Annotated in this window: 12 protein-coding genes; 11 read left to right on the top strand and 1 reads right to left on the bottom strand. The window is 47.2% G+C overall.

What is annotated here, in order from left to right; genetic code table 11:
* The first annotated feature begins 51 nt into the window (after positions 1 to 51).
* From NSQ29_RS30875 to NSQ29_RS30830, 10 genes are all read left to right on the top strand, one after another.
* A complete protein-coding gene (locus NSQ29_RS30875; RefSeq protein WP_339243522.1) occupies positions 52 to 1,389 on the top strand; it encodes a PQQ-binding-like beta-propeller repeat protein in 1,338 nt (445 codons plus the stop codon).
* A gap of 168 nt (positions 1,390 to 1,557) precedes the next feature.
* A complete protein-coding gene (locus NSQ29_RS30870; RefSeq protein ID WP_341126866.1) occupies positions 1,558 to 2,841 on the top strand; it encodes an ArsB/NhaD family transporter in 1,284 nt (427 codons plus the stop codon).
* A gap of 181 nt (positions 2,842 to 3,022) precedes the next feature.
* Positions 3,023 to 3,799, top strand: coding sequence for an ABC transporter ATP-binding protein (locus NSQ29_RS30865; protein ID WP_042191938.1), 777 nt, complete (start codon positions 3,023 to 3,025; stop codon positions 3,797 to 3,799).
* A gap of 104 nt (positions 3,800 to 3,903) precedes the next feature.
* Entirely contained in the window at positions 3,904 to 4,707 is an 804-nt protein-coding gene (locus tag NSQ29_RS30860; protein ID WP_339267262.1) for an ABC transporter permease, read from the top strand.
* A gap of 36 nt (positions 4,708 to 4,743) precedes the next feature.
* Positions 4,744 to 5,631 (top strand): ABC transporter permease, encoded by an 888-nt coding sequence (locus NSQ29_RS30855; protein WP_052404425.1) that lies wholly within the window; start codon positions 4,744 to 4,746, stop codon positions 5,629 to 5,631.
* A 23-nt stretch (positions 5,632 to 5,654) separates the two neighbouring features.
* Positions 5,655 to 7,262 (top strand): FAD-binding protein, encoded by a 1,608-nt coding sequence (locus NSQ29_RS30850; protein ID WP_341126865.1) that lies wholly within the window; start codon positions 5,655 to 5,657, stop codon positions 7,260 to 7,262.
* Complete coding sequence (locus tag NSQ29_RS30845) at positions 7,259 to 7,591, top strand: 4Fe-4S dicluster domain-containing protein (RefSeq protein ID WP_076120303.1); 333 nt, start codon at positions 7,259 to 7,261, stop codon at positions 7,589 to 7,591. Before NSQ29_RS30850 ends, NSQ29_RS30845 begins: the two co-directional genes overlap by 4 nt.
* 48 nt (positions 7,592 to 7,639) lie before the next feature.
* Entirely contained in the window at positions 7,640 to 8,698 is a 1,059-nt protein-coding gene (locus NSQ29_RS30840; protein ID WP_339243516.1) for an ABC transporter substrate-binding protein, read from the top strand.
* Positions 8,699 to 8,737: 39 nt separating this feature from the next.
* Positions 8,738 to 10,348 carry an FAD-binding protein gene (locus NSQ29_RS30835; RefSeq protein ID WP_340972890.1) on the top strand — a complete coding sequence of 537 codons (1,611 nt, stop codon included), beginning with the start codon at positions 8,738 to 8,740 and terminating at the stop codon, positions 10,346 to 10,348.
* Positions 10,345 to 10,686 carry a 4Fe-4S binding protein gene (locus tag NSQ29_RS30830; RefSeq protein WP_076285502.1) on the top strand — a complete coding sequence of 114 codons (342 nt, stop codon included), beginning with the start codon at positions 10,345 to 10,347 and terminating at the stop codon, positions 10,684 to 10,686. The genes NSQ29_RS30835 and NSQ29_RS30830 overlap by 4 nt, the downstream gene beginning before the upstream one ends.
* A 205-nt stretch (positions 10,687 to 10,891) precedes the next feature.
* Here NSQ29_RS30830 and NSQ29_RS30825 read toward each other — a convergent pair whose 3' ends face one another.
* On the bottom strand, positions 10,892 to 11,437 hold the full coding sequence (locus NSQ29_RS30825; RefSeq protein WP_042191922.1) for a glutathione peroxidase: 546 nt from the start codon (positions 11,435 to 11,437) through the stop codon (positions 10,892 to 10,894).
* Positions 11,438 to 12,117: 680 nt separating this feature from the next.
* Here NSQ29_RS30825 and NSQ29_RS30820 point away from each other — a divergent pair.
* A complete protein-coding gene (locus NSQ29_RS30820) occupies positions 12,118 to 13,194 on the top strand; it encodes a bifunctional 3-deoxy-7-phosphoheptulonate synthase/chorismate mutase (protein WP_076285501.1) in 1,077 nt (358 codons plus the stop codon).
* Positions 13,195 to 13,200: the final 6 nt, after the last annotated feature.

Here is a 13,200-nt window from a genome sequence, read left to right as displayed (position 1 = left end):
TATTTTGAGAATCTATCCAATTGAAGCATTTATATGAGGAGGCGTGTGGTGGTGAGAGGAACATTATTGAAGTCATATCTTCGTACTGTGATTATTGGTTTAGGGGTATTGCTTATGGTAAACCCGGTACAAGCTGCTGCGGTTGATTCGCACACTTCCTTTATAGGCTCGAATTTAGATGATTATTATGTAAATTTGTCTGCTGCGAAGGTTGAGTGGTCCACTACGATGGATTTGCCAACGCTAGGAGATATAGCGACGGACTACATTATGGGCAAGGGCGTAGTTGCAGTCGGTGCGGGCAAAGCTTTTATCCTACAAAAGGGTCAGCTTTTAGCCATTAACGCTCAGACGGGAAAAGTAATGTGGAAATATGGCTCCAAATTAAAGACACCGTTACTTTACCAAGATGGAGTGGCCTATGTGACTTCAGAAGCAGGCACAATCTATGCAGTTAACGCGGCTACCGGAAAAAATAAATGGAGTTCATCGGCAAACAGCAAAGGCATCAGCCAATTAGTTATTGATAAAGATCAGCTTTTTGCTGCCAATGGTGATATTCAAGCCTACAATCTGAAGGATGGGAAACTGCAGTGGCGTGATAATTTCGGTGAAAAGCTGTATGAACCGTTCATGGTTGAGGGAAACCTGATATTAGCTCAAAACTCAGAATCCGGAGCGTATACGTATGACATTCTACATGCCTTTGATCGAACAACGGGTAAGGAGCTTTGGAATAACAAGGATCATTATTTTCCGATTACTGAGATTAATGGAACGCTTATAACACAACGTAAGGCTACCTTATTCGACGCTCTTCCTCTTACTACACTCGACAGTTTGGATGTTAAGACAGGTAAAGTAGTGAAGACGGTAGTTTATAACCCTGCTAATATTGACCCAAATGATCCCGAAGCACCAAAGGGGGGCATTGCTTGGAGTGACGGTGACAGAATTTTTATAACAGGACAAAAAGGTGTCTACAGCTATCCAGTCAATGCTGATCCTGCTACCGTAACACGCGATAATTATTCTTACGAATCCATCGGAGCTAAGTTATCCTACGCCGCTGGTCCTTATGATGGAAGAATTCTTTTTAGTAACGAACAGAGCATTTATGGTGTTAAAATGGCGAATAAATCAGCGGTTCAGTACAGTGGAATCAGCAATCCGATTGCCCGCTTCGATCTGCTCGGACATGGCATGTATGTAGCCCAGACTGACGGCAAATTAATCGCGATAGATTTGATTTCCGCAAAACCGGTTGTGCAGCTCAAAACATCAGGTAGAGTGTTCGGCCCAACCTTGCTGGAAAGCGGTATGATTATTGTGCAGAGCAAAGGTATTTTGACCGCTTTTAAGGAGCCTCAGGTTTTGAAAATGAAATAATCGACTCCATAAAAAAACGGCTCTCCGATAAATACTCGGCAGAGTCGTTTTTTATGGAGTAATCCACAATTCCAGTGCGAAAAATACAAATCTATTTTATGATAAATAGGTTATATAATGAGTAGGTTGTACCATTAATGAAATTAGATAGAAGGACCGGGGGATATCATGGAACAGCAAGCGATTTGGGCAATAGGTATTTTTCTACTGATTTATGGACTGATTATTTCTGAGAAAATTCACCGTACGATCTTAGCGATGTTAGGCGCTATTGTTATGGTAGCGATGGGCATTGTGGATCAGGAGACGGCACTACATCACATTGATTTTAATACCATCGGATTACTTGTAGGCATGATGATGATTGTAGGGATTACTGCTGAGACAGGACTCTTTAAATATGCGGCTGTGAAATCTGCTAAGTTAGCGAAAGGAAAGCCTAGACGGATACTGATTGCCTTGTTTGTTATTACTGCACTCGCTTCAGCTTTCTTGGACAATGTTACAACAGTGCTGCTAATGGTACCCGTTACCTTCAGTATTACAAGGCAACTGCGCATAAATCCGCTGCCTTTTTTGATGTCACAAATTATTGCATCAAATGTCGGCGGAACGGCAACATTGATCGGAGATCCGCCTAATATTATGATTGGCAGTGCAGTGAAAGAGCTAACGTTTATGTCTTTTATCAACAATCTGGCACCCGTGATTATCATCATTATGTTAGCGTATATCCCGCTTTTACTACTGATGTTTAGTAAGCAAATTAAATCTACACCGGAATTGCAGCAGAGCATCATGGACATGGATGAGAAAGCAATGATTACAGATCATAAGCTGCTGCGAAAATGTTTGATTGTACTTGGAATTACAATTACGGGTTTCTTTTTACATCAGGCGTTGCATTTGGAGTCAGCGACGGTTGCCTTAGCAGGGGCTTTTTTACTGCTCTTATTAACAGGAGGAGAGCACATGCTGGAAAAAGCTTTTCACAGCGTGGAATGGATTACGATCTTCTTTTTTATCGGACTGTTTGTTTTGGTATCAGGACTCGTCGAGACAGGTGTCATCGCGGAGCTGGCTGCCAAAGCGATTGATTTAACGGGTGGGGATGTTCTCATGAGCTCGATGATGATCTTATGGGTCAGTGCAATTGCTTCTGCGTTTCTTGATAATATTCCTTTTGTAGCAACGATGATTCCTTTGATACAGGAGATGGGGCAGATGGGGATTACCAATCTGGAGCCCCTCTGGTGGAGTCTAGCCTTGGGTGCCTGCTTGGGTGGCAATGGTACATTGATCGGTGCCAGTGCTAATCTGATTGTTGCTGGTCTAGCTGGAAAAGAGGGTTATCCGATTACATTCATGAAGTATTTGAAGGTGGGTTTCCCTTTAATGCTGCTGTCCATTGTGATCTCAAGCATATATTTATATTTAAGGTATCTGATGTAAACAAGTGTGTCTGAAAAAAGTTTTATTGTTGACAGCTTTTCAAATGGATGATATTTTAAATATTATAATTCCAATTGATTTACTTTGAATAAAAATTACCGACTGTTCCTACAGAGGTATTGCGAATGTAAAAGCGCAATACCTCTGTTTTTTTGTATACAGAATTTAAGGAGGGGTCACGATGGGAGAAGCGTTGCTGTCGATTTCAAATCTAAATAAACGTTTTGAGACTACCGGAGGGCATGTTCAGGCACTGTATAATGTTGATCTCCATGTGCAAGAGGGTGAATTCATTACGGTCATCGGGCCCAGTGGCTGTGGCAAAAGCACGCTGCTGCGCATCGTGGCCGGTTTGGACAGTGGATATACGGGGAGTGTTACCTTAGGAGGGACGGAGATTGGGGGTCCCGGAATCGATAAGGGATTTATTTTTCAAGAGCATCGTCTCTTTCCTTGGCTCACCGTAGAGAAGAATATTGCTTCTGATTTGCCGCTAGGCAACAAAGAAATTAGACGCAAGGTCGATGAGTTAATTGATCTCGTCAAGTTAAATGGGTTTGAGAAATCCTATCCCCGGGAGTTATCGGGAGGGATGGCCCAGAGGGTGGCGATAGCCCGTGCGCTACTGCGAAATCCCAAAATCCTGCTGCTGGATGAACCGTTTGGTGCACTGGATGCGTTCACTAGAGCGCATATGCAGACGGTGTTACTGGACATTTGGCGGGCCAACAAAACAACCATGATTTTTGTAACGCATGATATTGATGAGGCTGTATTTCTAGGTAATCGGGTAGTGATTTTAGAACCTCGTCCCGGGAAAATACGTAAGATTGTCCCGGTTGATTTGCCGTATCCACGTAAAAAAACAACGTCTTCCTTTCAAGAGCTACGCCTGAAGGTGCTGAATTATTTTGAAAAAGTCGATGAGCTTGAGCTTATTGACGGGGCAGGAATATAAATATGTCGACCATACCAATGGAGACCTCCGAAAGTGTTCAATATTCGAGGGTCTCTTTTTGTTATTTAAAGAGATTGTAAAGCTAAAAAAGGTGGGTGCAGAGCATGACAAACCGGGCTATAGCCGTAAGAACTTCCGGACGCCCCGGAAAGGTAACAACATTTGGACTGGGCCTTCTGCTGCCGGGCACTGTGCTGATTCTGTGGCAGACCCTTGGACACTATGGAATGATCTCAGAGATGCTGTTCCCGACGCCGTATACCATTGCAGAATCATTTGTAACTTTGGCTGCTTCAGGGGATTTATGGCCGAACTTTAGGATCAGCTTGGTCAGAGCTCTTTCCGGATTCCTGCTCGGTGGTGGACTTGGTCTGCTATTAGGCATTCTCGTAGGTCTGTTCCGCAGATCAGAGAAATTGCTAGATCCATCCCTGCAAATGATTCGCATGATACCAAGCTTGGCGGTAGTGCCGCTATTCATTTTATGGTTCGGGATCGGTGAGGAGTCTAAAGTGCTGTTGATTGCTAAAGGAGCATTTTTTCCGCTTTATATTAATACGTTCATGGGTATTCGCGGCGTGGATAACAAGCTGTTCGAAGTATCTCGAGTGCTTGGATTCAGCCGGTTAAAGCAGGTTGTAAGACTAGTACTTCCAGCCGCATTGCCGAATATTATTCTCGGAGTGCGCCTTTCCTTGGGGCTCTCTTGGTTAGGTCTGGTAGTCGCAGAGCTGATTGCTTCCACTTCAGGCATTGGGTATATGATGTCGGACGCGCGTCAATTCGCGGATACACCTGTGGTGTTCGTGGGAATTATTATTTTTGCCATTGCAGGACTGGTGAGTGATTCTATTGTTCGCTACATTGAACGTCGGCTGCTGAGATGGCAGGACAGCTATCGCGGATAAACAGAAAACGCGCAAGAAACGAAAGGGGGATGCGCCATGAGCGATGGAGCAGAAGCTATTTTGAATAACACTACAAGAGCAAGAGAATCGCTAGATAGCAGTGATATTGCCCCTTTATCGACTAAGACATTGGAGAAATCGGCGGTACCTATAGCATGGAAATCTCTACTGTCAGATTGGGGAACGGGCGCTATCATTCCGGTGGTGACAATAGTACTTTGGCAGCTGGCAGGAAGCACCGGACTGATCTCCGCGCAGTTTCTGCCGACTCCATTGTCGATCGCCAGAGCTTTTACAGGCCTATTGGTGACTGGAGAGTTAACTCATCATCTAGGTGTCAGTATGGGGAGGGCGGGAGTTGGATTTCTTATCGGAGGTGTTCTAGGCCTTTTATTCGGAGTACTGACTGGCTTGTTTCGCAGTGTGGAATATGTGCTCGATCCTAGTGTACAGGTCCTTAGGCTTGTTCCTCATCTAGCTATAGCACCGCTAATTATTTTGTGGTTCGGCTTTGGGGAGATGTCCAAAGTAGTGATCATTCTGACAGGGTCATTCTTTCCGCTCTATATTAATACGTTTATGGGCATCCGCAATGTGGACAATAAGCTGTTTGAGGTGTCCCGGGTGTTAGGATTTAGCCCTTATCAGAGGCTGCGCAGGCTGATATTACCGGCAGCATTACCCGGGATTTTGTTAGGATTGCGGCTGTCATTGGCTGTAGCATGGATCGGTCTTGTTGTAGCTGAACTCATTGGATCACAATCCGGCATTGGATTCCTGATCAATGAGGCGAAGCAGAACTCTAATACAGAGGTTGTGTTTGTAGGCATTATTATCTTTGCTATTGTCGGCAAGCTAATCGATTCTTTGTTCCGAATCATTGAACGCAAGTGCCTGTTCTGGCGCGATAGTTACGAAGGGTAAATCATTTGAGGAGGTCTTGAGCTATGAGTGGATCGATACAAAAAGGGTTGTTGAATTTGGTGGCGGATGTGCTTGTTATAGGCGGAGGCCCTGCAGGAACATGGGCAGCCCTTACGGCCTCAGCGAAGGGGGCGAAAGTTGTCCTTGCAGATAAAGGCTACTGCGGTTCGAGCGGTGCAACGGCCCCCTCAGGAACAGGAGTCTGGTATGTGAAGCCGGATGAGAAGCTCCGGGAGGAGGCCAAAGCAAGTCGTTATACATTGGGTGGTCAGTTGGCTGAATCCCGCTGGATGGACCGAGTGCTAGACCGTACCTATGCCAATATGAACAAACTTGGCGTTTCAGGATATCCATTCCCTGTAGATGAGCAGGGTAACCAGTATCGTAAGAGTCTTCAGGGACCGGAATATATGAAATTAATGCGTAAGCTTGTGAAAAAAGCGGGCGTTAAAATTCTAGATCATAGTCCAGCCATGGAGCTCCTAGCGGATGAGCATGGCGTAGCTGGAGCGGCTGGAGTCCATACGCAGAGTGGTGACACCTGGACTGTTCAGGCAGGAGCGGTTGTCATTGCAACTGGTGGGTGTGCTTTTCTAAGTAAGGCTCTCGGCTGTAACGTGTTGACCGGAGATGGCTATCTATTTGCAGCTGAAGCTGGGGCGAACTTGTCCGGCATGGAATTCTCCAATGCCTATGCTATCTGCCCTACGTTCTCCTCTGTAACCAAGACAGCATATTACAACTATGCCAGCTTTTATTATGAGGATGGAAGCATTGTGGAAGGGGCGGGTTCCAAGAAAGGGCGTTCAGTTATCGCTCGGAATCTGCTAGCAGGCAATCAGGTGTATGCCAAGCTGGATGGAGCGCCCGAGGATTTAAGACCGCTGCTGCGGGTGGCGCAGACCAATTTTTTCTTGCCCTTTGATCGACAAGGGATCGATCCTTTCAAGGATGCTTTTCCGGTTACGCTTCGTCTCGAAGGAACGGTTCGTGGGACGGGTGGTATTCATATCACGGACGAAAGCTGTGGCACAGGTGTTCCCGGACTTTATGCGGCAGGAGATGCAGCTACCCGTGAGCTAATTTGCGGGGGATTTACTGGTGGTGGCAGCCATAATGCGGCTTGGGCTATGTCATCCGGCAGTTTTGCAGGAGAAGGGGCAGCTGTCTATGCGCAGAGACTTGGCTCGAATGCAGCGTACCGTAATCCAGTCGGCTTATCATCTTCTCCACTAGTTCATCAAGAAGTGAAGCCTGGAGTATCAGCTCATACGTCAGAGGTTGTGTCTGCTGTGCAGGCTGAAGTGAAGCCGTATGACATTAATTTATTCCGTACGGATAAAGGGCTGACCTCTTCATTAGGTCGTCTGGATGAATTGTGGAAAGATCAGCGTAGCCGTGAGATTCAGCGAACACCTGAAGGGGTTAAAGCGCGTGAAGCTGAAGCCATGACTGCAACCGCCCGCTGGATGTACAATTCCGCGCTTGCCCGTACGGAGACGAGGGGCATGCATAAGCGTGAAGATTTTAAGGGAACGGATCAAGAACAGCATCATCGCTTAATTAGCGGTGGATTGGATCAGGTATGGGTGAAGACAGAAGCCGTGGCCAAGGAGGGTGTTCTATCATGATTGAGGTGATCAGCGCTGCCAGATGTGTAGAGTGCAACCAATGTGTATCGGTCTGCCCGACCAATGTCTTCGAACGGGTAGAGGATGGCATTCCTGTTATTGCCCGGCAGAGCGATTGCCAGACTTGCTTTATGTGTGAGCTGTATTGTCCTGTGGATGCTCTCTACGTTGCGCCAGATTCAGAGAAAGTGATTGGGGTGACAGAGGCAGGGCTTCAAGAGCAGGGATTACTTGGTGGTTATCGTGAAAAGGTAGGCTGGGGCAAAGGCAGACAACCGGTAGCAAGTCATGACTTTATGTACAAATTGGCGTCGAGGGCAGGGTTCTGACCTTGATTAAGATTAAGATAAATAACATAAATCTAGGGGGAGAAAGAAATGAAACCAGCGTACAGAGAGATTCAAGGGAAACGTTCTAAAAGGATACGATTTGCACTTTTAACTACGATTATGATGGTTATGCTGGTTCTTCAGGCTTGCGGAAATAACGCTGGAGGAAATGGAGCATCTGCATCCGGCGGCTCTAGTACAGAGAAATCTGGAGGCAAAGCCGAAAGTAACGTTCCAGCGGTACTGAACTTTGGTTTTATAGGCTCTAATAAGCTGAATGTGCCAGGTGGCGCGGAGGGCTGGGGCTTTTATAAAGGGATCATTCAAGAAGAGTTGAAGAAATATGGCATTACTGAAGTGAAGCTTACGGGCTTTCCAAACGGCCCTGATCAGACAGAATCCTTAATTAGTGGTCGATTAGATATCGGCAGCCTTGGGGATACACCTGCTATTATTGCTTATGCTTCTGGCGCCAAGACACGTCTGATTTCACAATCCTCAGCCAACACTATCGGTTATCTAATCGGTAAGAAGGATGGACCAAAGACGGTGAAGGATCTGCAAGGGAAGACTATTGCCATTCAAAAAGGCTCTTTCATGCACCGCTATGTGGTTGGGTTACTTCAGGAGGAAGGCGTAACTGACTATAAACTCGTGCATATGCTCATTCCGGATGCTACCGCAGCTTTGGCCCGTGGAGATGTAGATGCTACGACTAATTTGGGTGTACCTGCGCTGAAGTTAATTGACCAAGGTTACACTCACTTAGACGATGCTTCGAAGCATCCGAACTTGCTCGGCACTAGTGCAACTGTCGTGTCCGAGGACTATCTGGCGAAATTCCCTGACTTTCCGAAGGCGTGGAACGAAGCCCGTGAGAAAGCCTTGGCGGATTTGAAACAACACGAGGATGAATATTATCAATTTTTGGCTGAAATCGGAGATACAACGCCAGAGCTGGCGAAGCAAGTAAATCCAATTAGTGATATCAAAGATACCGCGTTCACTGACGAAGGAACCAAGCTACTGGAGGGTACCAAGAACTTCCTTGTCGAAGAAAAATTAGCGAAAAAAGACTTCAATATTAGCGATTGGCAGCTGAAGTAACAATTGCTTGGAAAGCGCAAATGCTTGGGAGGAAAAGATATGTCGCAGCTTAAGAAGGAAATGACAGTGGATGTGCTCGTGCTTGGCGGAGGACCCGCAGGAGCTTGGGCGGCATGGAGTGCAGCATCGCAAGGTGCAAAGGTAGTCTTGGCCGATAAGGGCTACTTGGGCACAAGCGGCGCCACTGCTCCGGGCGGTACAACGCTGCTCGTTATCCCTCCAATTGCCGAGCTGCGTGAGCAGGCGGTTCAATCCAGACTAAAATCTGGTGGATATCTGTCGGAGAATGCTTGGATTCACCGCGTGCTGGATCAGGTAGAGCAGAATCTGGCTCTAGTCGAGCAGTGGGGTTATCCTTTTCCGAAGGATGATGAAGGTAACTCACTGCGTACACATCTGCATGGACCAGAGTACATGCGGATTATGCGAAGAGTTGTCCGCAAAGCGGGGGTCACGATCCTCGATCAGTCGCCAGCGCTAGAGCTTCTTCATGATGAACATGGGGTTGGCGGGGCACGTGGGATTAACCGTCTGACAGGGGAGTCTTGGGAAGTGAAGGCCAATGCCGTTGTGATGGCAACCGGAGGCTGTGCTTTTCTCAGCAAAGGTCTTGGCTGCAACGTACTGACAGGAGAAGGGCTGTTGATGTCCGCTGAGGTGGGAGCCGATTTGTCAGGCATGGAATTCAGCCGCCAATACGCTCCGAGCTTTGCAGATGGAACTGTAACACGTGGCCGTATGCTAGCTTGGGCAACGCTTTATGATGCGGACGGTCATCCGCTGCATAAAGGGGATCGGACCTTTGGCAGCATCCCTGAAATGATGCTCAAGGGGCCGGTTTATGCTTCGCTCGATCTGGCAGATACAGCGGAGAAACAGGATTTTCTGCGAAAAGCGCATCCGATTTTCTTTATGCCGCTGGAGCGGGCGGGAATTGATGCGTTTAAGCAGAAATTCCCGCTCACCCTGCGTTATGAGGGCACGATGCGCGGCACTGGGGGTCTGCGCCTTACGGGCACGGACTGCCGGACGACCGTGCCCGGACTCTATGCGGCCGGAGATGCCGCATCTCGCGAGAAAGTGACCGGCGCCATCTCCGGCGGCGGGGCTTATAACGCTTCCTGGGCCATATGCAGCGGAAGCTGGGCAGGTCAGGGAGCCGCGCAACATGCGCGGTCCAGCCGAGGGCAGGCGAACAGCCGCAATCTGACCGCAGCGGGACGCTACGGTTTGGCGGCTGGCGCCGACACCTCGGAAACGCTGGAGGTGAAGCCGCTAGTCGCGGCGATCCAGCGTGAAATCTTACCGCTGCAGATTAATTATTTCCGCAGCGAACCGGGCATTTCTTCAGCCTTGAAGCGGCTGAATGCCTTGATGGCCTTGTTGAACGGGCGCGTTCCCGCCACCGTACAGGGCATCGTGCAAGCACGCGAAGCCGCGGCTATGCTCGCGGTCGGCAGATGGATGTACACTGCCGCGCTGGCCCGGAAGGAGACGCGCGGCCTGCAAAAGCTCGCGGAATATCCGGAGCTTGATCCGCGTCAAACCCACCGGCTGATTGTATCCGGTATAGAGCAAATAAGCATCGGTACCGAGGCTGTGCCCCATGCTCATGAACTGAATCTACTAAAGGAGGGGCAGGCGATATGATTGAACTAATCAGCGTGGAACGCTGCGTGGGTTGTAAACTGTGTACGAAAGTATGTCCGACAAACGTATTCGAAATGCAGGGGAAGATTCCGGTTATTGCGCGTCAGGAAGATTGCCAGACTTGTTTTATGTGTGAAGCTTATTGCCCTGTAGATGCACTTTATGTAGCACCACAGGCAGATCAGCTTATCGGTGTAAATGAGGAGGCGCTAATCCAGACAGGGTTGCTAGGGAGCTGGCGGGCTGAGATCGGCTGGGGACCGGGCGCTAATGGCTCAATGGCTGAAAGGGATACCACCCCTTATTTTGAAGTGTTTACCGAGCAGTACCGCACGTGAAAAAGCCGCCCAGAGTTGGAGTCTGGGCGGCTTATTGTTGTATAGAAATTCAATCTATGTAGGCCTTTGTCCCGGGATTTCCACCGCGAAGAGCGGTTTCAATCAAGAAATCTGGGGACAACAGCGGCCGGAAGTCCAATTATTCACCGCAGTGACTACTGTGCTTTAAGTTGATATCATTAGTTCGGTATATATCTAAAAAAAACTATAGCAGTGCTTCGATCGCTGGCTCAATATCCAGCGGATCCACAGTAGATTCGAATCTTGTAATTACATTGCCTTCGCGATCAATTAGAAATTTAGTAAAGTTCCATTTGATTTCGTCATTGTTCAGTGCTTCCGGATCTTTGCTCTCAAGCATGCTTTGAAGCAGCTTTCCTGAAGAATGGTTCATGTCGAAGCCTTCAAATCCAGCCTGCTCAGTAAGGTGAGTGAAGAGGGGATGTTTATTTTCGCCCTTTACTTCAACCTTCTCAAAGAGAGGGAACGTAACGCCGTAATTGATTTGGCAAAATACATTCACTTCTTCATTGCTGCCAGGTTCCTGTTCCCCAAACTGATTGGAAGGGAAACCGAGAATTTGGAAGCCGCGATCTTCGTATCGCTCATAGAGCTTTTGCAGGTCGGAGTATTGGTGGGTAAACCCACACTTACTTGCTGTATTCACAATCAAAAGTACTTTACCTTTGTATTCCTCTAGTTCGATCTCTTTTCCTCGAATACTGCGTGCTGTATATGGATAAATGCTCATGCTGCTACATCCCTTCAGTTATGTATTGTCAACGCTAAAGCTGCCAGTGAATAAGAATAGGAAATATTTTCAATGATTTAATTGTAAACAATCAAAATATCGCTGTCAACTTCATACATAGAAAGGGATTGGAACCTTTTAATCAGTGGCAGAATAGTATGGGTATGGGTTATTTCATACTTCAAAGCCTATTCTATCGAGTTGTTATAAGAATAATTGTATCTCATATGATTTTATTGCGTTAAAGCTACTCAGCGTTCCATTATTATCTTGCATCGGAAACATTTTTTGATTAAGATAGCAGAAACCAGCGCAAAAGACGCGCTGACATAAATAAGACTATGACGAAGAGAGTAAGCATTATAGCGGATCTTAACAGGGAAGGTGTGCCGGAGACTGAGAGCACCCTCATGAGACGATTAATGCCGAAGTTCACTTCCGAGTCGGCCCCTGAAGTAGTTTGTCACAGGTCGTGACAGGTATGAGTAGGGAGGCCCGCGCCCCGCGTTACCGGGTTTAAGATAGAGTTAATCTTTAGTCGAGGGAATCCGATTTTCTATTCCTTTGTGCTAGTTTAAGGGTTAATTCTAAATAAGGGTGGTACCACGGCTCCTCGTCCCTTGCGACGGGGGGCCTTTTTGCGTTTCAAATTATAAATAAGAAGAGGGAGTGGAAGGGTAATGAGTAACGTAGAATTGGATGTTCTTAGAGGTCGTCTGGATGAAATTAATGGGCAATTGCTGGAGCTGATCTCCGAGCGGGCTAAAATTGTGCAGGAGATTGGAGTAGTTAAAGAAAAGCAAGGTGTGCCTAAATTCGATCCAGAACGTGAAAAGAAAATGCTTGATCAGCTCGTAGCGAGCAACAAAGGACCTTTCACTAACGGAACCATCCGCAGCCTCTTCAAACAAATTTTTTCAGCATCTCTGGACTTACAATCCGATGAACATAAAAAAACTTTACTAGTAGCGCGTAAGAGTCACAAAGAAGACACTGTGATTGTTCTGCCGGGAGATGTTACTGTTGGCGGTCCTTCTTCACTGATGGTAGCTGGTCCTTGCTCTGTGGAAAGTGAACTACAGACCCGCACCGTAGCTGCAGCACTGCAAAAAGCTGGTGTACGTGTTATGCGTGGAGGTGCCTTCAAGCCGCGGACTTCTCCTTATGATTTCCAAGGTCTAGGTATGGACGGCCTAAGAATATTACGTGAAGCAGCAAATGATTATGGTCTGCTGACCATCAGTGAAATTGTAGATCCAAGACATATTGAAGAGTCCTTAGATTATGTAGATATTATCCAGATCGGTGCACGGAACATGCATAATTTTGAGCTGCTTAAAGCGGTCGGAGAAGTCAATAAGCCTGTGCTGCTGAAACGCGGATTGGCTGCTACGCTCGATGAATTCATACATGCAGCGGAATACATCATGTCTCGTGGTAATACACAAATCATGTTGATTGAACGCGGAATTCGTACGTATGAAAAAGCGACCCGCAACACGCTCGATATCTCAGCAGTGCCTATTCTTAAGCAGGAATGCCATCTGCCAGTATTGGTCGATGTTACTCACTCCACAGGACGCAAAGATATTCTTATCCCTTGTGCAAAAGCCGCACTCGCAGCCGGAGCCGATGGTATTATGGTCGAGGTTCATCCTGATCCTGCAACTGCGTTGTCCGATGCTGCGCAGCAGCTGAATATTGATGAGTTCAACAACTTCTTTAATGAAGTGAAAGCTTCCGGATTATATCGGTAATCTAGA

Source organism: Paenibacillus sp. FSL F4-0236 (genome assembly GCF_038000135.1).
Classification (GTDB): domain Bacteria; phylum Bacillota; class Bacilli; order Paenibacillales; family Paenibacillaceae; genus Paenibacillus_AQ.
Note: the sequence above shows the minus strand (reverse complement) of the source record. Positions and strands in the feature narration are given on the sequence as shown.

Bases quoted from the DNA above. Each gene is read 5' to 3' on its own strand.
- NSQ29_RS30830 (WP_076285502.1), top strand. From the start codon at position 10,345: ATGATTGAACTAATCAGCGTGGAACGCTGCGTGGGTTGTAAACTGTGT.
- NSQ29_RS30820 (WP_076285501.1), top strand. From the start codon at position 12,118: ATGAGTAACGTAGAATTGGATGTTCTTAGAGGTCGTCTGGATGAAATT.
- NSQ29_RS30870 (WP_341126866.1), top strand. From the start codon at position 1,558: ATGGAACAGCAAGCGATTTGGGCAATAGGTATTTTTCTACTGATTTAT.
- NSQ29_RS30840 (WP_339243516.1), top strand. From the start codon at position 7,640: ATGAAACCAGCGTACAGAGAGATTCAAGGGAAACGTTCTAAAAGGATA.
- NSQ29_RS30865 (WP_042191938.1), top strand. From the start codon at position 3,023: ATGGGAGAAGCGTTGCTGTCGATTTCAAATCTAAATAAACGTTTTGAG.
- NSQ29_RS30825 (WP_042191922.1), bottom strand. From the start codon at position 11,437: ATGAGCATTTATCCATATACAGCACGCAGTATTCGAGGAAAAGAGATC.
- NSQ29_RS30850 (WP_341126865.1), top strand. From the start codon at position 5,655: ATGAGTGGATCGATACAAAAAGGGTTGTTGAATTTGGTGGCGGATGTG.
- NSQ29_RS30845 (WP_076120303.1), top strand. From the start codon at position 7,259: ATGATTGAGGTGATCAGCGCTGCCAGATGTGTAGAGTGCAACCAATGT.
- NSQ29_RS30860 (WP_339267262.1), top strand. From the start codon at position 3,904: ATGACAAACCGGGCTATAGCCGTAAGAACTTCCGGACGCCCCGGAAAG.
- NSQ29_RS30835 (WP_340972890.1), top strand. From the start codon at position 8,738: ATGTCGCAGCTTAAGAAGGAAATGACAGTGGATGTGCTCGTGCTTGGC.
- NSQ29_RS30855 (WP_052404425.1), top strand. From the start codon at position 4,744: ATGAGCGATGGAGCAGAAGCTATTTTGAATAACACTACAAGAGCAAGA.